General features: G+C 43.5%; 20 protein-coding genes and 1 tRNA gene. 6 read left to right on the forward strand and 15 right to left on the reverse strand.

Annotated elements, in window-relative coordinates; translation table 11 throughout:
* Positions 1 to 151 precede the first annotated feature (151 nt).
* From KAU88_04930 to KAU88_04975, 10 genes are all read right to left on the reverse strand, one after another.
* Positions 152 to 763: a tRNA (adenine(22)-N(1))-methyltransferase TrmK gene (locus KAU88_04930; GenBank protein ID MCK4477853.1), complete on the reverse strand. Its 612-nt coding sequence runs from the start codon at positions 761 to 763 to the stop codon at positions 152 to 154.
* Positions 747 to 1565, reverse strand: a complete 819-nt coding sequence (gene rsmA, locus KAU88_04935) for a ribosomal RNA small subunit methyltransferase A (GenBank protein MCK4477854.1) — start codon at positions 1563 to 1565, stop codon at positions 747 to 749. The genes KAU88_04930 and rsmA overlap by 17 nt, the downstream gene beginning before the upstream one ends.
* Positions 1566 to 1575: 10 nt before the next feature.
* Positions 1576 to 2130, reverse strand: a complete 555-nt coding sequence (locus KAU88_04940; GenBank protein ID MCK4477855.1) for a DUF655 domain-containing protein — start codon at positions 2128 to 2130, stop codon at positions 1576 to 1578.
* Positions 2131 to 2188: 58 nt separating this feature from the next.
* Positions 2189 to 2527, reverse strand: a complete 339-nt coding sequence (locus KAU88_04945) for an RNA polymerase Rpb4 (protein ID MCK4477856.1) — start codon at positions 2525 to 2527, stop codon at positions 2189 to 2191.
* A gap of 4 nt (positions 2528 to 2531) precedes the next feature.
* Positions 2532 to 2834: a 50S ribosomal protein L21e gene (locus KAU88_04950; GenBank protein MCK4477857.1), complete on the reverse strand. Its 303-nt coding sequence runs from the start codon at positions 2832 to 2834 to the stop codon at positions 2532 to 2534.
* Entirely contained in the window at positions 2831 to 4162 is a 1332-nt protein-coding gene (locus KAU88_04955; GenBank protein ID MCK4477858.1) for a tRNA pseudouridine(54/55) synthase Pus10, read from the reverse strand. Before KAU88_04955 ends, KAU88_04950 begins: the two co-directional genes overlap by 4 nt.
* A gap of 12 nt (positions 4163 to 4174) precedes the next feature.
* Positions 4175 to 5509: a signal recognition particle protein gene (ffh, locus tag KAU88_04960; GenBank protein MCK4477859.1), complete on the reverse strand. Its 1335-nt coding sequence runs from the start codon at positions 5507 to 5509 to the stop codon at positions 4175 to 4177.
* 134 nt (positions 5510 to 5643) lie between these two features.
* Positions 5644 to 7425 carry a M3 family oligoendopeptidase gene (locus tag KAU88_04965; protein MCK4477860.1) on the reverse strand — a complete coding sequence of 594 codons (1782 nt, stop codon included), beginning with the start codon at positions 7423 to 7425 and terminating at the stop codon, positions 5644 to 5646.
* 123 nt (positions 7426 to 7548) lie between these two features.
* Positions 7549 to 8472, reverse strand: coding sequence for a deoxyhypusine synthase (locus KAU88_04970; GenBank protein MCK4477861.1), 924 nt, complete (start codon positions 8470 to 8472; stop codon positions 7549 to 7551).
* A 49-nt stretch (positions 8473 to 8521) separates the two neighbouring features.
* A complete protein-coding gene (locus tag KAU88_04975) occupies positions 8522 to 8917 on the reverse strand; it encodes a translation initiation factor IF-5A (protein MCK4477862.1) in 396 nt (131 codons plus the stop codon).
* 100 nt (positions 8918 to 9017) lie between these two features.
* Here KAU88_04975 and KAU88_04980 point away from each other — a divergent pair, with 100 nt between their 5' ends.
* Both KAU88_04980 and KAU88_04985 read left to right on the forward strand, forming a co-directional pair.
* Positions 9018 to 9851 carry an NAD(+)/NADH kinase gene (locus KAU88_04980; GenBank protein MCK4477863.1) on the forward strand — a complete coding sequence of 278 codons (834 nt, stop codon included), beginning with the start codon at positions 9018 to 9020 and terminating at the stop codon, positions 9849 to 9851.
* Positions 9845 to 10381, forward strand: coding sequence for a ribonuclease VapC (locus KAU88_04985; protein ID MCK4477864.1), 537 nt, complete (start codon positions 9845 to 9847; stop codon positions 10379 to 10381). Before KAU88_04980 ends, KAU88_04985 begins: the two co-directional genes overlap by 7 nt.
* A gap of 47 nt (positions 10382 to 10428) precedes the next feature.
* On the opposite strand, the gene KAU88_04990 is transcribed toward KAU88_04985, so the two are convergent.
* Together KAU88_04990 and KAU88_04995 are read right to left on the reverse strand one after the other, a co-directional pair.
* Positions 10429 to 11580: a trypsin-like peptidase domain-containing protein gene (locus tag KAU88_04990; GenBank protein ID MCK4477865.1), complete on the reverse strand. Its 1152-nt coding sequence runs from the start codon at positions 11578 to 11580 to the stop codon at positions 10429 to 10431.
* Between the two features lie 769 nt (positions 11581 to 12349).
* Positions 12350 to 12463 (reverse strand) — tRNA-Ser (locus tag KAU88_04995).
* A 193-nt stretch (positions 12464 to 12656) separates the two neighbouring features.
* On the opposite strand from KAU88_04995, the gene KAU88_05000 reads away from it, so the two are divergent.
* Positions 12657 to 13505, forward strand: coding sequence for an NAD+ synthase (locus KAU88_05000; GenBank protein ID MCK4477866.1), 849 nt, complete (start codon positions 12657 to 12659; stop codon positions 13503 to 13505).
* A gap of 1 nt (position 13506) precedes the next feature.
* Entirely contained in the window at positions 13507 to 14340 is an 834-nt protein-coding gene (locus tag KAU88_05005) for a carbon-nitrogen hydrolase family protein (protein ID MCK4477867.1), read from the forward strand.
* A 106-nt stretch (positions 14341 to 14446) separates the two neighbouring features.
* Here the strand turns inward: KAU88_05005 and KAU88_05010 are convergent, their stop codons facing one another.
* Positions 14447 to 15619 (reverse strand): pyridoxal phosphate-dependent aminotransferase, encoded by a 1173-nt coding sequence (locus tag KAU88_05010; protein MCK4477868.1) that lies wholly within the window; start codon positions 15617 to 15619, stop codon positions 14447 to 14449.
* Between the two features lie 162 nt (positions 15620 to 15781).
* Here KAU88_05010 and KAU88_05015 point away from each other — a divergent pair, with 162 nt between their 5' ends.
* Both KAU88_05015 and KAU88_05020 read left to right on the forward strand, forming a co-directional pair.
* Entirely contained in the window at positions 15782 to 16264 is a 483-nt protein-coding gene (locus KAU88_05015) for a hypothetical protein (protein MCK4477869.1), read from the forward strand.
* A 298-nt stretch (positions 16265 to 16562) separates the two neighbouring features.
* Positions 16563 to 17264: a MarR family transcriptional regulator gene (locus KAU88_05020; GenBank protein ID MCK4477870.1), complete on the forward strand. Its 702-nt coding sequence runs from the start codon at positions 16563 to 16565 to the stop codon at positions 17262 to 17264.
* On the opposite strand, the gene KAU88_05025 is transcribed toward KAU88_05020, so the two are convergent.
* Together KAU88_05025 and KAU88_05030 are read right to left on the reverse strand one after the other, a co-directional pair.
* Complete coding sequence (locus KAU88_05025; protein ID MCK4477871.1) at positions 17261 to 18826, reverse strand: ATP-binding protein; 1566 nt, start codon at positions 18824 to 18826, stop codon at positions 17261 to 17263. The genes KAU88_05020 and KAU88_05025 overlap by 4 nt on opposite strands.
* Entirely contained in the window at positions 18792 to 19778 is a 987-nt protein-coding gene (locus KAU88_05030) for a DNA double-strand break repair nuclease NurA (GenBank protein MCK4477872.1), read from the reverse strand. The genes KAU88_05025 and KAU88_05030 overlap by 35 nt, the downstream gene beginning before the upstream one ends.
* Positions 19779 to 19792 lie beyond the last annotated feature (14 nt).

Raw genomic sequence — 19792 nt, forward strand, 5'->3', positions numbered from 1 at the left:
CAACATGAAGATAACGGGAGATAAATGCGAGTTGGCAATTTACACACATATCATCGACGGTAAAGAATATGTGTTCTGCTGCGAAAAATGTGCTGAAAAGTACCAAAAAAAGAAAAGAACATAATGGACTCTGCTGCTTAGATTTTTAGAGTCACCGTTTAGCTTCGATTAATACAATTTTCTCAAAAGCCGATTTTTCCTCATCAACTATTTTTGATCGTAGTTTGTGTTGCAAAAACTTTTTTAGCGTCTCTTCCACGTTTGAAAGACTTGACTGGACCAACAGAATACAACCGTTTTCCATTAAGTGTCTCGAAGATTTTTGGATAAATCGGTCAATAACCGTTCGTCCTGTCTTTCCGCCTGCCCAAGCCTTTTCAATCCAACTTTTTCCTTCGTCTGGCTCAACTGGTAGATATGGCGCGTTGAAGAGAATTAAGTCGAATTTTTCGTCACCTCCAATCGCGTCGAAAAGGTCTCCCTGACGTATTTCAATTTTCGCCACAACCTCGTTCAGCTCAACATTTTTCCGTGCACAGGCCACAGCGTGAGGGTTGACGTCTACTGCAATCACCTTGCTCACCTTCTCAGCAACTAACACAGCTAGAATGCCACAGCCGGTACCCATGTCTAAGACCCTCCCATCTTCGATCACCGACAGGTTCCGAGCTAGAAGAAAAGTGTCTTCTGAAGGTAGGTATACATCGTCAGGAACGACAAAAATGTACTTCTCAAAAAAGACCTTTCTAGACCGAAAGTTCATTCGCTAACGCTCCAAAATCTTCAGGCGCCAACTCTCGAACGCGTTTGTCACGAAAAGGCAAAATGTCAGCTTTCCTTACAGCCGCTGTGCTCTTCAATCCATACTTGTGAAGAAGCGGCAGAACGGCCTTTCGGACTTTTCTATTGCGTTGCGTAAATAGAGTTCGTACGACTTCATCGAAGACTTTCTCGTCTTCTACTTTGAAGGGGGGGAGTCTCTTGGGTTTCAACCGCACTATGACAGCGTCTACGTCGGGTGGAGGATAAAACGCTGTTTTGGGTATAGGGTCCAACAGTTCTACTTCAGCGTGGTAAGACGTGTAGACTGTTAGGCGACTGTAGTCCTTGCTGCCTATTGGTGCATTGAGACGATTTGCAAATTCTTTTTGGAAGGTCAAGACGGCACAGTCAAAAGTTTTGTTAAGAAGCCAGAAAAGCAGTGGTGAGGAGATCGAGAAGGGCGGATTGGAAACTATCTTGTCGAAGGAGGGCAAGGTGACTTTAAGAATGTCGCCTTTTACTACCTCTACATTTTTGAACTCACTAAGCTCATTCTGCAAAACCTCTATCAAACAGGCATCGGCTTCAATAGCAATAACTTTCCTTGCCTTCTGAGAGAGAAAACGTGTAAGAAAACCAAACCCCGCGCCAACCTCCAGAACTACATCTGCCTGCCCCACAGCCGCATATGAACTCACAAGTCGCAAAACATGACTGTTAACCACGAAGTTTTGACCTAAGCGCTTCTTGGGAATAATTTTGTAAGTGCGCATAAGATACTTTGTTTTTTGGTAGAGGTCCATGAAGGTTCCACTAGGGTGTCCGAGTAAACAGTCGGTATTTGCTTTCTCCAGCTAATTCTTCGATGATACGTTTAGTAACTAGTTTGGTTGGATTAGGTATGTTAGTACGCTTTTGCAGGTCTTTGAAACTTTCAAAGGGTTTTCTCTCACGCTCGTTGATAATTTGCCACATGTACTTCTTTCCAATGCCGGGAACGAGTTCCATTGAGTGCATGCGCGGAGTCAGGGCTTGAGTAGTATTGAAAAAGTTGACGATCCAACTCTCACGCGTTGAAACGATTTTTTCAATTATGTTTGATAGTTCCATCCTGGCGTTCGCGGTTAAATCGTCGAAGCTGACGCGGCCAATTATGTATGTGATTTCCTTCCTTTTGTCTTTTCCAACATAAACTCGGTCATGAGGCTTGAGAGCTAGACCTTCTTTCACTATAGCTTCTAAGAGGGTGAAGAAATCTTCGCCTATCACTTGGACAACTGCCCCTGCTCGGTATCCAGGTCTCATGCCAGCACGACCGTGGGGTAGAAAATCCAGTACGTAGGCGTGTTCTTCGTATCTCTTCTCCATACTCTCTTCTCTCGCCCCTTCAAACCGAGATAATAGCGTATTATTATTGTGAAAGCTATTATTCCTTTTTTCTATACTGATTCAGGAATGTTAAAATGTTTTCCAATTTTTGAGTTTCCACAATTTTTCGGCCTCCCGCTAAAAAAACGCGAATCTCCGCGATACTTTCTGGCATGCAATTAACCATCTGCACTGCTTCCTCTTCTTCAAGTTCAAACTTTTCCACTAAGCCGTTCACAAGCTTTTTAGCGGATTTTGCGTCTGTTTTGCCAAACTTAGCTGTGTAGTCTAGGGCTCGGCGTTGAAACTGGTCCAGATTCTCTTCGCCGATGGATTCCAATAGTTGCTTAACTTCTGGCACAGTTAATATTTTTTCTTTCAACGCTTTTCTAGGCATTCTTCTATTCTCCCTTAGTTACTCCGAAGGGTTCAAGATGTTCCGGTCTAACTATTATTTCTTTGACTGCTTTACCTTGAGTAACATTCATTACGTAGGCTTGCCCTCTCTTATCCTCGATGATCCCAATTTTCCCATGAAAGCGGCGGTGAGGCATGCCTTTGTGAACGCTTGGGTTTAGCTTCACAACCACCCGGTCACCAGGCTTGTATTCCCTAAGTATCTTGCTTAGACCCACCTTTCCTTTTTCTCTTGCTTTTTTTCTCAGCAACGAACGGGTTCTGCGACGGTAGCCTTTTGACTTCATTTTTCTTCTCCTGCAACCACGCTTAACACGTCTAATTGAAGAGGCGTAGCTTTGATGTCTAAGATGCTTGCAATGCTGGGCTTTGTACGACCCTCATCCCCAGTAACTAATTCTTTTATATAGAGGCCTCCTTGACAACGGATTTGCATTTCCGCGCGGTTATGTGCCAACCTTTTTACCTTTGCCTTATATATGTACTTTTCCCGTATCAAATCGGCACGGCGGTGTAAAACGCGTTGAGGCGTCTGCTGGCGAACAGTAACATTAGAAAGCATTCTCTCCACATCTTCCAGCTCATCGCCAGAAACATTACGGCTAAACTTCATTATCACACAATAAACTTTCTCGGCTGCTTCTGCCTTCTTAACCCGCCTTACCACATCTTTATCAGCAAAACGAAGGTTGTGCACTTCAACTTTTCCTCTCGCACGCTCGTTTATCGCATGCTCAAGTCTCTGTAAGTCTATAAAGCGTTTCTTGGGTTCCTTAACCTCTAGGACGAAAGGGCGCCCAGAGCCAAGCATACGAGCATCGATATCTTCTCTTCCAGCACCGTGAAAAGCAATTTCTTGGCCCTCTGCCAGTTCTAACATTGGAATGCCGATTAACTCTTCAACGGATTCTTGATATTTTTTGCCGGTCCAGTTGCAACTCTCGCAGCCTCTTCCATTACATTTTCCGCACAGCCACCGCGATTGGGGAATGCCACGGACAAGTTTTTTGTATCTACCAGCAATAAAAAGAGAATTTATCTGTAGCCTAATACTATTTGTAAAGGGCTTCACAAGCACAACTATGTCAGGTTTTCCATAGTCAACTTCTCTGTTGGTTATTTCGCAGATTTCTTTTCCGATATCGCGGCTGAATTGGCTTTTCATGCTTTCGCCATGAGTCACGTTGAAGTTGGCTTTAAACTCGTCTTCTCGCTCCGCCACTTCAAGTGGTAATTCTACACCAATCAAAAAAGTGGCAAACTCATAATTCTCTAATTCATTCACAGCTTTTTTCACTAAGGCAGTGATGCGTTCGAACCTGCCATCACAGAGGCAACATGTCCTCTTTGCTGGTGCGCGTTTGTTGAAGCGTTTTAAAATGTCACGAGCCATTTCAAAAGAACCATTAGAGGCAACTGTCTTCAACAGAGCAATACCAGTTTTGCCTTCAGAAAGTGTAAGCTGATGTCCCCTCATAGTAAGTAGCAGCTTAATTGCTTTGCCGCGGTTCATATTCTCTGCGCCGTATCCAAGGAGGGCAAATTGTCGGCCTAAGCAATGGTTACAAAGAGGATGCTCTGTCAGCATTTGCATGGCTTTTTCCAGGATTCCCATTGGTGTTGCTGCCTACCTGAAGCCCTTTGGAAGTTTCTTTCCAGTCAAGAAAGGAAGCTTTTTACGTCGCAATTGTTTCATCATTCGCCGCATCATATTGTACTGCTGCAAAAGCTCCTTAACCTCTTTCTCCGAAGTCCCCGACCCTCTCGCGACCCGGCGTATACGAGAAGAAGACAAGATTTTCGGGGTTCCCCGCTCTTTCGGAGTCATTGACTGAATGATGACACGCCATTTTTCCAGTCGGTCTTGAGCCATGTCAATCATGTCGTCTGGAATGTTATAGGACATGCCAGGTAACATTTTTAAGAGACGTTTAAAGGTGCCCATTCCTTTCATGGCTTCGAATTGCTGGTACATATCGGTGAGGGAGAATTTGCCGCTGAGTATCTGTTTAGCTTTTTTCTCTGGAATTTTGATTTCAGCTTCTCGGACTTTTTCTATGAGGCTTTCTAGGTCTCCCATGCCCAAGAGACGCCCAACGAAGCGGGATGGCACAAAGGCTTCGATATCTTCGATTTTCTCACCGGTGCTGATGAATTTGATTGGAGAACCTATGGTCGCAACTGCCGACAGTGCGCCGCCTCCACGAGCAGAGCCGTCCAATTTAGATATCAAAATTGAGCCTATTGGAGTGGCTTCGTGGAACGCCTTGGCTTGAATCGCAGCTTGCTGCCCTATAGTGCCATCTATAACAAGCATTACCTCGTCTGGCTTAATGGCTTTCTCTAGCTGTTTCATCTCTTCGATAAGGCTTTTCTCTTCTTTGTGGCGTCCTGATGTGTCAATAATAACAAAGTCCCGGTTTTGAAATTCTTTCAATCCTTTCCGAGCAATGTTAATTGTGTTTTTTGATTTTGGGTCGCCGTACACAGGAATGTTTATGCGGCTGGCTAGTTGCTTTAATTGGTCGAAGGCACCAGGTCTGAACGTGTCTACACATACTAAGGCGGGTTTCAAACCTCTTTTTTGCAAATATCGAGCGAGCTTAGCAGAGGCGGTAGTCTTTCCTGAGCCTTGAATACCGACAAGCATAATAATACGGCGTTTGCCCGGCTCAATCTTTAATGGGACGGGTTTCTCTCCGAGAAAGCGGGTTATTTCTTCATAAACAACTTTCACTACGTGTTCTTTTCGGGAGATGCCGGGGGGAAGCTCTTCTTTCAAAGCTCTATCTTCAATTCGTTTTGATATGCTGAGAACTAACTGTACGTTTACATCAGCCTGTAAAAGCGCTCTTTGAATGTCGCGGACAAGTTCCTTCACTGTTGCTTCGTCAACGACAGCGGCTCTAAAAACCTTTTTTAAAGCGCCATGAATAGATGAGCCAAGACGTTCTAACGCCATACTTCTCACTTTATCTTTAAAACTGGTGCATGCTTAAATAGGGTTTGGAGCTTTCCAGAAGGCCTTATACACGTCTAATTAGGTCCTCTCCACGTACGCGAGAACAGTTGAATGATTGTGTCCATTTGATGTGGCTAGAGTGTTTCTTCTAGTATACTAATGAATTCTTTAGCTTGCTGCATTCCTTTCTCCCAAAATGTCTCCTTGGTAATGTCAAAGTCTAATTCAACAGCAAGTTCACGAGGAGACTTGCTGGAGCCTGCAGCCAAGATCCTCTTTAATTTGGGGACAAAAATTTTTCCTTCTTCTTTGTAGATTCGGTAGAGGGCAAATACGAATAGCTGAGCATAGACGTATGGATAGTTGTAGAAGCGATAGTTCGCCATGTAGTAGTGGGGTTTCATCGTCCACTCCCATTTCATCACTTTTAGCCAATCAACTGAGGCCCCGTAGATTTTGTCTCGTGCCGCCACCCATAACTTGGCTATGGTTTCCCCATCTAGGAACTCACCTCGTTCTATGGCGCCATACATGCTTTGCTCAAAGAATAGTCGTCCCGAAACTTGGAAAGCTGCCATGCCAAACTCGTCGAGTATGTGGGCGAGAATCACCTGCTTCTCCTCTTTTGACTTTGCCTTAGAGAGTAACCTTTCAGTTAAGAGCAGTTCACCGAATGTGCTTCCAGTTTCCGCAATGCAACTACCTATCTCGTAGTTACTTGGCTTCTGGGCTCTTGAACCGAGATATGCGTGGATGGCATGACCAAGTTCGTGTGCCAACGTGTAGACCGCGCCCATCTTTCCGTTGAAACTTTGGAGAATGTATGCACTCTTTCCAGCGAGCCAAGAAGCACAGAAGGCTCCCGATTCTTTGCCTTTCCGTATTTTTCCGTCAATGTGCCTTTTCTGGAACATCTCATCAACCCAAACCCCAATCTCCTCATCAAACCCCATATAGGCCTCTACTATTTCCTGTCGGGATTCCTTCCAGCTGTAGTCCGTTTCTAACGCTTTGGATAGAGGAGCAACTAAATCGTAGTTAGCTATCTTTTCTAGACCCATGAGCCTAGCCTTTAGCCGCAGATATCTTCTGTATAATTCTACGTTCTTTTCAATAGTTCTCATTAAGCTATCAATAGTTTGTTGGTCAACATCGTTATCAATCAAGCTTCGAGTCATTGGAGTAGGATATTTCCTCAGTTTACACATTTGCATGTGATCTTCACATACCGCGCGGATAGCGCTAGCCCAAATAATATCATCCTTCCCAAGATTTTCGTAAACTATCTGGTTTGCTCTCTTTCGAAGGCCACGATTCTGACTCTCGTACAAGCCTATAATTTCGCCATATGGAAGTGTCTTCTTCTTCCCTTCGATTTCTATGTCGAAGGTTCTAGTAGAAAGCCAATCAATTTGAAGTCTCTCCCAAGAATTAATCCCGTTCCTGTCTTTGACAATTATCAAACGCTCCTCAATCTCTGAGAGCAAATGAGGCACCATTCTCAGGATTCTTTCAAGATAATGTTTGTACTCTGCCAGTACCGGGCTCTCCACTAATGATGTCTTCTTGGCAAGGAGCTTGCCCAACTCAATCTCTATGAACGCCAATGCCTGACCAACTTTCGTGGATGCTTTGAGTACCGCATCGTTGAGCTGTTTGGCCACGCTGTTAGTGGTGTCGGCGGAATACATTAGACGACAATACCGTGTCACTCCTTCGAATCTCAGAGTATATGCGTCCTTCATCTCCAAAAATTTCAGGAGCCCTTGTGCATCAAGATTCTCGATTCTACTACGATATTCCTTTCTCATTTTTTCAGCTTCAGCAACCATGGACTCATGTTCTTCTCGAATTGAAGCTGTGTCTATTTTCTTAACAAGTTGTGAGAGATCCCAGATCATCTCAACTTCAGCCATTTCCAAGTCACTTCGTTTACTCCCAGTATCTCTAGTAAGCTTTTAAAGTCTCTGGGATTCGCCACGTTTAGCTTTGAGTCTAAAATGCAAGCCCAGGCACATATGCCTGCATTGGTGGGAAAGCTAGAACTCTTCCAAAGCAGCCGCAACAATAAGCGGAAAAGCGATTGTGGCATCACAGATAACGGTAACGGTGTTCTCTGCGGATTTGACTTTGCTCCAGCTAATGGCCTCCTCCAAAGATGCACCGCTCAAGCCGCCTGGCTCAGGCCTATCCATAGTAATCTGAACTGCCGCATCTACTCCCTCACGGAAAGTGTTGGCAAATAAGGCAAAATGCTTTGGTAATCCGCCGCCTAGAATTATGGTGCCTGATTTTTTAGCCTCATAAACCTCATCCACAAGCTTAGACACGTCGCCAAGAGGATCGAGAACTAGTTTTTTGTCTTGTCCGTAGATCCAAAGTTGGAATCCCACTATCGAATCTGGTAGGCCTGGGCAAATTACTGGCACGTTTTTTCTTGCAGCCGTCGCTAAAATAGAGTTTTGGTCGGCTATCCGTTTCCCAATTTCGAAAAGCAGGTCGGAAGGAGAAATTCGTAGACGTCTCTGCTCTGGTATTTCTTCAAGAAGTTGATAAAGCCATTTCTCCAAGTCTTTAAAGGCTCTGTGTTCTATGTAAATGTCGCCTATTCTACCAATATCTTCTCTCTTTAGTTGTTCATCTTCAGCTCTGAACGTGCCTACCTTGTGCCTGTAGCCTAAAGCTTCAACCATGTCATGAACCATGTTAGCACCAGTGGTCACAACCACGTTTACATGGCCGCTCTCGATGAGTTGAGCAATTATGTTTCTCAAGCCGCCAGGAACAAGTGCCCCGGCTAAGGTTAAAAAGACGGTATAGTCTGGGTTCTTGAACATTCCTGTGACAAGCCTTGCTGCCTTCCCTAGTTTTCCAGCACCTAAAACTCCACAGTTGTCCATTTCTCTGGTCAATTGGGCGACGGTTATTCCACGCTTAAGTCGTATCTGAGTTACGTTTTTCAACGGTTTCAACTTCTTTAGAAAAAGCTATTGAAGAAAGTAATAGATGCAGTTATCCCTTAGTTCGCATTATTTTGGTTCTTCCTAAGATGCGCCAGTACTCGACTTCGATGCCAGACACTAACTTCTGTTTTAATTTTTCCTCGTCAGGGTATGTTGCCTCAAAAACTTCGTAGTTTTCCAGGTCCATTATCTGAATGGCAGCTGGCAACAGAGCGAGAATTTGGCCACTCCTCTTCTCAATCAAGGGCATCTCCATTTGCGCGCTTATGGGCTTAACGAAAGTTCTTTTGGTGCCGTCGAAAACTCCTATAGCAACAACTCTCGCCTTAGCAGCGCCGTGCTTGCCAGGTTTGGACTTTGTAAGGCTTACAACACGGCACGGCTCGTTATCAACAATCACATATCTACCGACGCGAAGAGCCCCAACATCAACAGGTTTGCTCATCTATATCAGCAACCAATATACAGCAATGTTTAACAACTAAAATAAATAGGTTAAGGTTACTGCAAAGGCTTTAGATGCGATTGCAATGGTGTTCAAAAGTGTGGGCTTGACGGCCCGAAATGACAAGAAAAAAGCATTAGACCTGGCCATAAAACTGCTGAATCATCTAGAAGAGAAAGGGCTAGACATTGTTGTGGATCCTGAAATCGCTGAGCAAATCAATAAAACGGACATAGCTACGCCCCTCAAAGAATGGAAACCAGATTTCATCATCACTATAGGCGGCGACGGAACCATACTAAGAACCTGCATTCACATCCCGAAGCCTGAACCTCCAATCCTCGCCATCAACATGGGTGAGCGAGGCTTCCTGGCTGAAGTATCCCCCGAAGATGCAGTATCCGCAGTGGAAAAGGTCTTTGAAGAAAAGTTTACACTTGAACGCTGCAAGAAGTTGGCAGCTTCTGTCGAAGGTGAAGTACTGCCAGATGCGCTAAACGAAGTTTTTATTTCTGCAGACGCACCTGTCAAGTTGTTGTATGCAAATCTCTGGAAAGACGGCGACCGGATTTTGGATTGTCAAGCAGATGGCATTCTGGTTGCATCACCGACTGGTTCAACAGGCTATTCAATAGCAGCAGGGGGGCCAGTTTTAGACCCTGAGACCAACGTCTTTGTCCTTACGCCAGTATGTCCATTAGTACCGTTCCCGCCAATCGTTTTCTCCGAAAACAGCACACTTACAATAGAAATAGAGAGACCACATGCAGTGTTAGTTGTGGTTGATGGACACTATCGGAAACTCGTTGAGAAACGAAACCCTCATTTAACGATTATGAAGTCGGATAATGTAACTTCGTTTATTCGCTTCAAAGAGGGATTCTATCGGCGGCTCAAGAGTAGGCTGTTATATCCGAAGGGAGGACGATGCTGACAAAAATTGACAAACAAAAAACAATCGTCTTAGACACTTCGGCCTTCATAGCTGGATTCGAACCCCTCTCAATCCAAGACATTCAATATTCAGTGCCAGAAGTTGAACACGAACTTATTACTAACTCGCTACCTTGGACCCGATTTATTGCTGCCCTTGAAAACGGAAAGCTGAAAGTCAAAACACCCCGAGCAGACTATGTTAAAAGGATTAAGGCGTCATCAAAAGCCGTTGGCGACCTGCTCTTCCTCTCAGACGCAGATCAACAAGTCTTAGCATTGGCATTAGAACTGAAAGACATGGGCTACAACCCTCAAATCGTCACAGACGACTACTCCATACAAAACGTGGCCAACCAAGTAGGCATAAAATTTGCGCCGTTAATGACCTTTGGAATACGCTATCGCTTCCACTGGATGCTTTACTGCCCCGCATGCCACCACAAATACCCAGCAGATTATCAGCATAAACGTTGCGAAATTTGCGGAACTGAGTTGAAACGGAAACCTGTCGGAAAAACGCCGCTATGAAGCGGCACTAAACGTTGAACTTAGAAGATTTATTGTCATCTCTTTTTTCAGCTTGGTGGTGGGCGAGTCCCAAGCACAAGAGGAATAATCATTTCAGAACCGACTCTTTCCACCGTTATGTTGGTCGTTTGGCCTGGCGATGTATATTCTTCAAGGTAGCTGGAAATTTCGTCGCCGTTTATTATTTGTGTGTCGTTCATGATGAGGATTATGTCATCAGCTTTTAACCCATATTTTGCGGCGGGACTGAGAGAAGTCACATCCAGTATTAACCATCCATAAGTGGTTGAGGTGCCCATCTCCTGAGCAAACTCATAGGTCATATCCATTCCCATCACTCCGATCCAAGAATGTGGATAACTGTCACCATTCACAAGCCAAGCAATCTCGCGGAGGATTGCATCGGAGGGTATGGCAAAGCCTACTCCTGTCGAGTTTTCGATTATGGCAAATGTAACGCCCACCACTTGACCCTTAGAGTTCAACAGTGGACCGCCGGAGTTACCCGGATTGATAGGAGCACTAATTTGTATGACATTGGCAATAGAATATCCGCCTGCAAGCTCTTCAGGAATTGCTCTTCCAAGCTGGCTAACGATGCCCGTTGTCATGGAGCCGATTAACTCGTAGGGATTACCTATGGCTATTACGAAATCACCCACTCTGACCAGCGAGGAGCTGACTATAGGAAGAGGTTTGAATTCTTCTGGAGGAGCACCGTCAACGGAGAGAACAGCAAGGTCAACATAAACGTCTGAGCCAAGAACACTGGCAGAATATGCATAGCCATTTGTGAAAGTGACGGAACAGCTCGTTGTACCTTGAACCACATGGTAGTTCGTGATCACAATCGGACCTGAAAAGGAATCACTTGAATAATTATAGACAAACCCTGAGCCTGCCACCGCCCCGTGAGCTGTTTGCCCACGAATCAAAACTACAGAGTCTTTGATGCCATCGTAGAGCTCGGAAAGCGATATATTTCCTACAAGGGTTTGGTTGTAGCTTCCTAGAGCCTCTGTCATGGCGGAGATTTGGGTTTGAAGGGTTGCAACTTTGTTTTCTAGCTCTCTAATCCTACTTGAGCATAGTTGATATGTGTAGATACTTCCAACAATACCGGCGACTACTATGAGGGCAATCACTGCCACTGTTATAAGTGAAAGGCGGTTTGAGCGAGGTTCATATTCGTTGAACAAGTTTTGCGGTATCCCAAAATCTTATCATCAGATGCTGGCCTTTGATTCTTATAAGCGTTCCTTAAAGGTAAAGAGTGTTCTAGACTCTCTTTTAATAACATAGGCAACCGTATTCCAATATGGCACGTATGGAGGAGACAATAGAATTGAAGCAGCATACGAGTTTGCAGCCATTACCGTTTTTTAGTCTGTGTCTTATCATCTCCACGTTAAGTTACACTGCACCCCTGCAGCTTGAAATGCTAACATGATGGTTCGCGAATTCCAAAAAAACAGCGATAAAAAACACTAAATACTACAAGGGCTTTGCGGTTTCAAGCTTATAGAAGGCGAAGAATAGACCGTGCGCAAGGGCGTACCAGAAGGTTTCTGAAAGATGAAGAAAGCCAGAAGCGCCCTCATATTTTACAGAAGTGAGAAACACTGTGAGTGTTACCAAGAGATTGTGAAAAGAAAATAGGGACCCCAGAAAAAGTGCAGTCCATGTTCAAGTTCATCCTTTAAAGGTAAATATGGCCAACCCATCAATAATAGGACATGTATCAGACCATTTGCAACATAGAATATCAATGGCGCTTTTGATATAACAAGAAAAATAGGCCCAATGCACCTACGATTGCAAATAGAGTCATCAACCATATCGGAACCTTGTGCTGAAGGAAAGAATCCACGCTCTACCACTTAATTTCGCTCGTATCAGCGGCTATCTGTCCCTTATTCCCTTTTGAAAGTTGTAGATATCCAGTCACTAGCACTGGTGTTTGAATTTTGGCGCCGGGGAGAGGATTTGAACCCCTGAGGGTCAAAGACCCACCGGCTGACTAGCCCACTTCTAAACACTATGGATCTCGAGGCCGGCGCATTACCGCTCTGCCACCCCGGCACCAACAAGGTCAAAAAGACTGCAACATATCTAAAAGCGTTTTGCCTCATGTCTCTACTCATATTTTAAACCTGATGGATGCCTGTCTGGGCCCAAACAAAATCTATAGAGCTCTGAGAAGCGCATACAAAGTTCTCAATCCTTTAAAGATAAAAGCAACCAATACCAAACAGACAGAAAGGAAACCCGCGTCATGAAATTAACAAACAAACTACTCCAAATCAACCCAGCAACCACGCAACAGAAAATCACACGCTTCATCAAGGATTACATAAATAAAACCAAAACAAAAGGGATAGTCCTAGGCATCTCAGGAGGAATAGACAGCGCCACCACAGCCGTCCTAGCCACAAAAGCCATAGGCCCTAACAAAGTCTTGGGTTTATACATGCCAGAAGAGGAAACCTACAACAAAACTGACCACAAACACGTAAAGCTCCTCGCTGAAAAATTCAAATTCAAATTGAAAACCATCGATCTCACTCAAACTCTAAGCATTCTATACAAAACCATCCCAGACTACAACCCAAAAGACAAACTTAGCCGAGGCAACCTCAAGGTTCGAACCCGCATGCTTGTCTGGTACTACTATGCCAACCGCCAAAACCGCATCGTTGCAGGCAGCAGCGACAAAAGCGAAACAATGATAGGCTACTACACCAAATGGGGAGACGCAGCCGCAGACATCTCCCCCATCATGGATCTATACAAAACCCAAGTCCGGCAACTCGCCCTCCACCTAAGCATACCACCAGCAATAGCAAAAAAGCCATCAACCCCGGGCCTCTGGCCAAACCAAACCGCAGAAGAAGAAATCGGCCTAAAATATGAAATCCTCGACCTAATCCTCTACGGCCTAGAACACTTCATGCCCACCAAATCAATAGCAAAACAACTACATCTACCCGCCAAAACAATCGCAACCGTTAAAAAAAGATGGCTACAAACAGAACATAAAAGACAAATGCCCCTAACAACCAAACTCCAATATCGAACTATAAACGCCGACTTCAGACTCGCCCGTGTAACAGAGGTAGTATAACATGAAAGAAGAATTTAAAGTAGCCCTCGCACAATTCCCATGCAAAATTGGAAACAAAAGACATAACATCAACAAAATGGCAAAATATGCCCAACAAGCCAGAAAGCAAAAAGCCGCCATCATCGTTTTCCCTGAAATGTCCCTGACAGGCTACACCACTCGAGACCTAACATATGAACTCGCTGAAGAAATCCCGGGACCCACCACCGAAAAAATCGAGAAAATAGCCAAAAAAGAAAACCTCTACACAATCTACGGAACGCCGGAGTTCAGCGAAAAAGGAAAAGGAATACTCTACAATACAGCCGTACTGATAGGTCCAGAAGGCTACATCGGCAAATATAGAAAAATGCACCTACCAACCCACAGTGTCTTCGAAGAAAAAAGATACTTCAGACTAGGATATCAAACACCCGTCTTCGAAACAAGCATTGGAAAACTCGGCATAATCATATGCTACGATATATTCTTCCCAGAAGTAACACGTGCACTGCGACTGCAAGGAGCAAAATTCATAATCTGCATCTCAGCCTCCCCTGCTGTAAGGAAAAAATTCTTCGAAACTCTCACAGCCGCTAGAGCAATAGAAAACACATGCTTCTTGGCATACGTAAACCTCGTTGGCATAGAAAATGGTCTTCAATTTTGGGGAGGAAGCCGTCTCATAAGTCCAAGTGGCACTATAATTACCCAATCAAAATATAATGATGAAGACATTTCATTTGGACGCGTAAACTATGAAGACCTAAAGCCAATAGAAGCCTTTGTTCCCACCCTTCGCGATTTAAGACCAGAATTATACGCTTCATTGAAGGAACTTTCGGAAAACCTGTGATGTCACAAGAATCACACATATGTGATGTCTACGTGATACAAATAAGCATATAGAACACGATGTCAAAAAGCGTTAAAAGCTGCTTGTCTACACCTAGCTTACGAAATTACGTGGTCTTAGCATTCCCAACAGCTTTCTCTATCCTATCCAGCGCCTCATTGATTTTTTCATATGACGTAGCAAATGAAAACCGCAAATAGTTTTCGCCATATTTGCCAAACGAAGAGCCAGGCGTCACAGCCACTTTTGCCTCTTTTAATAGGAACTCAGAAAAATCAGCAGATGTTGTTTTGAACGATTTAATATTCGGAAACGCATAGAAAGCACCTTTTGGAATAAAGCAACTGAACCCTTCAATTTCATCTAATCGTCTATAGATAAGTCTGCGTCGTTTATCAAATTTAGAAACCATTTCCGACACAAACTTTTGTGGGCCTTCCAAAGCCGCCGTAGCAGCATATTGAGCTGGCCCATCGACACATGCCACTGTAAATTGCTGAGTTAGCAACATAGGTGAGATTAAATCCTCGTGTCCTAACGCGTATCCAACACGAAAACCTGTCATGGCATATGTTTTAGAAAAAGAATTTACAACTATCGTCCGCTCACGCATACCAGGAAACGTTGCCAAGCAATAATGCTTCGCATTATCATAAATAATTTTTTCATAAACCTCATCAGAAATAATAATTAGATCTTTTTCGACTGCAAGCTTCGCCAACTCAGCTAACTCATCATAGGTCAAAATGGATCCTGTAGGGTTATTGGGGAAATTGAGAATAATCACACGTGACTTCTCCGTGATAAGTGACGTCACAGTCTCTATATCCGGCTTGAAACCGTCATCCTCAAGCATCGGCATTGAAACAGGAGTCCCTCCCGCAATTAACACTGCTGGTTCATAACACACAAAGCCAGGGTCCGGTATCAACACCTCATCGCCTGGATTTATGAAAGCTAACAAGGCAAGAAAAACTGCTTCTGTTGCACCAACAGTAACTAAGATTTCGTTTTCTGGATTATAAAAAAGGCCATATTCTCGAGTGAACTTCTTCGCCAAGGCTTCCAGCAATTCTGGAATTCCGTTTGAAGGTGTGTAATGCGTTTTTCCTTCAATTATTGCTTGCTTAGCGGCCTCCAAGACGTGCACAGGTGGTGTAAAGTCCGGCTCTCCCAAACCAAGGCTTATGAGGTTAGGCATATTCTGAGTTAGCGCAAAAAGACGGCGAATCCCAGATGGTTTAATATTTTCTAGTCTCTCAGCCTTTTTTCTACGCATTTGCAAGATTTTTCCCCTGACTTTCTTTAATTCTCCCAGCATAAAATGTTTACCTTTGTCAATTCAAAAGCGCATATTTGCACTCTAACTTCACCACAAAAACTATATTCGCCCTGTATACAAAATTGTATCCAATCAACATGTAAGTCTAGGGAGTAGATGTTGTCCTTCAGAAAAAACGTTCAAAACTGGCTGAAACGCTCATTAGAAGACCCGCTTGCTAAAATACTTGCAAAAAACAGTAATTTAACTAGAACACAGCTAGAAACGCTGCTTATAGACGTTTTAGCCGAAAATTTAGCCTCCAAATCGTTGAAATACGAAGAAAAAGCCAAATTAAGGCAAACAAAGGCAGCAATAAGCCGCGGTGCCTTCAATAGAACACTAAAGCAAGCGAAAAAAAACATCATACAATCAATATACACGATACTTCTTCTTGGCTACTTTGGCATCCTCGAAGACGCAAGCCTAATGCCTTATCTCGAAGTTGCAAATAAATTAAAATCATATACAGAAGCATACAGGGATCTCCAAGGTAACCATCAACAAGCAAAAAAACAACTGCAAATGATACATATGTTGCGCGAAGAACTTGAAACAATGCTTAACCAACTATCAAAAACGTGGACTTCACCCAGTTCGTGATGTCACATGTCACACAATTTATGGAAGTTACTAAAACTCTCAGAACTTAAGAGAAGTTAATTTTCATTCTCAAAACGAGCATTAATATTGAATTAGCCAACGAAAACGGTGGTTTTATGATTTTCTAATAACATGTCTTGCACGAAAGAAACGCTTCATAGTGATGTGATTTGTGACGTCACATCAACATCATTCCCACCATAAACCTTAAGTTTTCGTTCAACAATACTGTGATTTCAGGTGTGACGTCATACAGGTCACAGCTAATCACGTTGAAGTCACAGGTTAGTGTCAGAAAATGTTAGACCCCTTTATTTTTGTAAGCGTCTTGTCAGTATTCACTTTGATAGTTGCAGTTCTGTATAGCAAACGCATCCGTGAAGCTCATGAAAAGTATGTAGAAGCCAAGAGCATTATTGGCGACGTTATTTTCAGTTTTAATAGGCAGGTGCAAAGACAGGAGGACCAGCTTGAGATTTCAGCTCGCAAGGTCGATGTTCTTTCTAGTCATAACGAGCTTTTTACTGAAAAACTGGCAAAGCAGGAAAAAGAGGTCCAGGCGCTTGCGAAAAAGGTGAAATCCCTTTCTACTTTGGAAAAGGCGCTAACTAGAATTGACGTCTTGGAAGATAAGTTCGTTGAAGTTTCGTCGATGAGAGATACCTTGCTACAGAAAGTTGATGAGATGGAGAAACGAAGGTTTCACCAGATAGAGTTGGAAACAAAAATTGAATCAGCCATTCCAATAAAGCGAGAAAAAGCGTTGGCGCCGTTGACTACAACTGAACTTTCAGTTCTCGAGTTTCTAGCTATTGAAGGAGAAAAGACAGCGCCGGAAATAAAGGAGCGAATAAAACTTAGCAGAGAACACACGGCGCGTTTGATGAAGAAACTTTATGAAGGTGGTTATTTAGAGCGTAGCGCCAACAAAATTCCTTTCAAGTACCATCTGAAAGAAGAGATGCGGAAAATTCTCAGTAGACCTGAGCAGAAAGGCTAGTTGGTGTCGAGGTTCCTAGCTGCGTTTCGTAGTCTTTTCAGATTTTTCTCCATAGCCTTAAGGGGTTTAGATGGAGGCAGGTTGTAGTCAACTTTCTCTTTAGTTTCTAAGTATTCTGGGTAGTGCGTCACCTTCACCGGGACTGCAAATCGAATCTTTGGCTCAGAAATTAATAATGCTTCGCCTATGTCAAGCATCTTTACTTCTGTGTTACTGTACTCGAGGTACGGCGTATTTCTAGTAAGATATTCTCTATCAGCCTTCAACTCAGTTTTCATAATAACTTTGGTCCAAAGCTCTGCAAACACATCAGGATTAATCCTAGAAGGTCGTGGCGTCACTGCGTTTAATCCTACACGATATTTTCGATATGTCAATGCGATAGCAGAGAAAATTGTCCTTTCTTTGCTTGGATCTAGAAATTCGTGAGCCTCCTCAAGCGTTATCAATAACGTAGGCAGTTTCTGCCATTCTTCATATTTTGCTTCCCACATGCACTTGTAATGGTTTGCCACACCTGACGCCGTTAAACAAACTACACGATGTTGCTCCTCAGTTGTGATTCCTGAAATGTCAACGAGGCATGTGATTCCTTGGCTTATATTTTCAATAACATCATCAATAAAGCTGTATCTAGAGGGAGGGAAAAGCCTTGAATCTAGGGAGAGGAGTTTTCTCATTAAAGCAGCAATCGTCTCTCTGTGTGCGCTTGTTATTTTGGCAATACCTGTTCGCCCGTTCCGTTCATATTCTTCTCTTGACTTTTCAATCCACCCCTCTCCAAGTTGCTGATATAGCTTCTCAGCAAGTCGATTTTGAGGAGGGGTAATATCGGGATACAGATTACGCAACTTCCAAGGACGAAGTGTTCGAAGACCGATACGCAGTTTTTCCTCTTTTGTGCTATAGAATCGTACTCTACTATGAAAGAACGGGTGATTGCATAAGCCTTTATTATTTAGCTCCTTTCCCTCCAGTAATTGCCCAGCGAAGTCAAAAATCAACCCTGCAGTTCTTGGACTGTGGTCGACTAACTGTGCATTTATTATTAGTTCAGTGTTGGTTTTTCCAGAGCCTGTCATGCCAAATATGCCCATCATTCGCGGTATTGCATCTACATTTATCCCTACAATCCCGAGAGTTTGCTCTCCGGAACGCAGATACCCTATTTTCAACTCTCCTGCAAGTTTCAATACGTCTGAATCTTCTGCAGTTGTCGGATATACTTTGTCCATATAGTTAGGGTTGAAAGTCGGAGACCGAACCTTTCCAGCTTTTCTTTCAAGAAAAAGAATTGCCTCAATATTTTTGTAACACGAGTAAGGGCCAAAAGCTTCCTTTCCTTCTGCTTCGCGAAGTTGCTCACCAGTATCAAGAGTAGACTTGCTTTGGGCATTCACAACTCTAGCATAAAACCTACTGTTACCGGACTCTACGCGAACTATTTGTCCAAAGGAAAGATTTGTGCCCTTGTTCAAGAAAAAGGATATCTTGTCACCTTTTACTTCGCATATGGAACCAAAATGGTTAGACACGCTCAATCCACTCCCAATTGAAAGCATGTTTTGCTCCATGAAGCTCGTCTGCAAAATTGCAGGCAAGCTCTTCTTGGCGAAGTACATCGAGAAGTCCGGCGTCGGCTAACTCTTCTTCAACTTGGACGTGATATTGAAGTAGCTTGGTCTCAGAAACACCCGAAAAATCGTGCGCCAGCCACAATACCACTGGATAGCCTAGACAACGAGGGTCCTCGGAAATCACAGAAAGAGGTGACAGCAGTGATTGTATGTCGTGGTTGGTTAAATAGCTCATTACGTCACAGCGGAAGGCCCGCGGACTGTCTTCACACAGCTTAATGATAGATATGTCGCCATAAAGGTGTTCATGAATGTTGGCTTTCTTAACCGGGTAATAGACCCAGCGTCCCTGAGGGGCAAGCATGTACGTCGCAGCAATAAGATCCCGACCCTTCTCGTCATGAAGTTTAGGAGATTGTTTACTTATAGCTAGTAGTTTTATTCCTCTTTTTTCACATTTCTCATAAAGCATGGCATTAAATTTTCTTTCACCGCCAAAGTAGCTGGCTCCATCGAGAAGAACATAGTCATTTTTATCTGCTTTATGGAGTAACCTTAATGCCATTTCGCTCTCTAATTGAAGCCTCGTTTCTTGCAGAATTTTGCGACGTACATATGAATCTCCCTTCAACGTTTTGATTCTCTCTTTGAAATTCCAGTCTACTTCTCGTTTTCTAACAGTAGCGTATGAAACTCGAAAGAGGTATATGCCCCAATTGTTTGCTCTCTTTAAGGTTCTAGTCGAACAATCTACCGCAAAGAAATGTACGTCGCAAGTTTTCGCTTTTTTTAGCGGAGCAATATTTGCTAATGCTGGTTTTACGTTTATTGAAGGCTCATCTTTTATGTCTCTAAAACCTACTGACTGCCCCTTCTCAATGTAACTTCTCAGTATTTCCTTCATCTCGCCAAAATCCGTTTTAACTTCTCTATCCATTCGCTGGGCTCCTG

This window comes from Candidatus Bathyarchaeota archaeon (assembly GCA_023131225.1).
Lineage (GTDB): Archaea > Thermoproteota > Bathyarchaeia > Bathyarchaeales > SOJC01 > JAGLZW01.

What these genes read in the sequence shown, in the direction of transcription:
- KAU88_04930 (MCK4477853.1), bottom strand. Translation starts at nt 763, where the DNA reads ATGAACTTTCGGTCTAGAAAGGTCTTTTTTGAGAAGTACATTTTTGTC.
- rsmA (MCK4477854.1), bottom strand. Translation starts at nt 1,565, where the DNA reads ATGGACCTCTACCAAAAAACAAAGTATCTTATGCGCACTTACAAAATT.
- KAU88_04940 (MCK4477855.1), bottom strand. Translation starts at nt 2,130, where the DNA reads ATGGAGAAGAGATACGAAGAACACGCCTACGTACTGGATTTTCTACCC.
- KAU88_04945 (MCK4477856.1), bottom strand. Translation starts at nt 2,527, where the DNA reads ATGCCTAGAAAAGCGTTGAAAGAAAAAATATTAACTGTGCCAGAAGTT.
- KAU88_04950 (MCK4477857.1), bottom strand. Translation starts at nt 2,834, where the DNA reads ATGAAGTCAAAAGGCTACCGTCGCAGAACCCGTTCGTTGCTGAGAAAA.
- KAU88_04955 (MCK4477858.1), bottom strand. Translation starts at nt 4,162, where the DNA reads ATGGGAATCCTGGAAAAAGCCATGCAAATGCTGACAGAGCATCCTCTT.
- ffh (MCK4477859.1), bottom strand. Translation starts at nt 5,509, where the DNA reads ATGGCGTTAGAACGTCTTGGCTCATCTATTCATGGCGCTTTAAAAAAG.
- KAU88_04965 (MCK4477860.1), bottom strand. Translation starts at nt 7,425, where the DNA reads ATGGCTGAAGTTGAGATGATCTGGGATCTCTCACAACTTGTTAAGAAA.
- KAU88_04975 (MCK4477862.1), bottom strand. Translation starts at nt 8,917, where the DNA reads ATGAGCAAACCTGTTGATGTTGGGGCTCTTCGCGTCGGTAGATATGTG.
- KAU88_04985 (MCK4477864.1), top strand. Translation starts at nt 9,845, where the DNA reads ATGCTGACAAAAATTGACAAACAAAAAACAATCGTCTTAGACACTTCG.
- KAU88_05000 (MCK4477866.1), top strand. Translation starts at nt 12,657, where the DNA reads ATGAAATTAACAAACAAACTACTCCAAATCAACCCAGCAACCACGCAA.
- KAU88_05005 (MCK4477867.1), top strand. Translation starts at nt 13,507, where the DNA reads ATGAAAGAAGAATTTAAAGTAGCCCTCGCACAATTCCCATGCAAAATT.
- KAU88_05010 (MCK4477868.1), bottom strand. Translation starts at nt 15,619, where the DNA reads ATGCGTAGAAAAAAGGCTGAGAGACTAGAAAATATTAAACCATCTGGG.
- KAU88_05020 (MCK4477870.1), top strand. Translation starts at nt 16,563, where the DNA reads ATGTTAGACCCCTTTATTTTTGTAAGCGTCTTGTCAGTATTCACTTTG.
- KAU88_05025 (MCK4477871.1), bottom strand. Translation starts at nt 18,826, where the DNA reads ATGCTTTCAATTGGGAGTGGATTGAGCGTGTCTAACCATTTTGGTTCC.
- KAU88_05030 (MCK4477872.1), bottom strand. Translation starts at nt 19,778, where the DNA reads ATGGATAGAGAAGTTAAAACGGATTTTGGCGAGATGAAGGAAATACTG.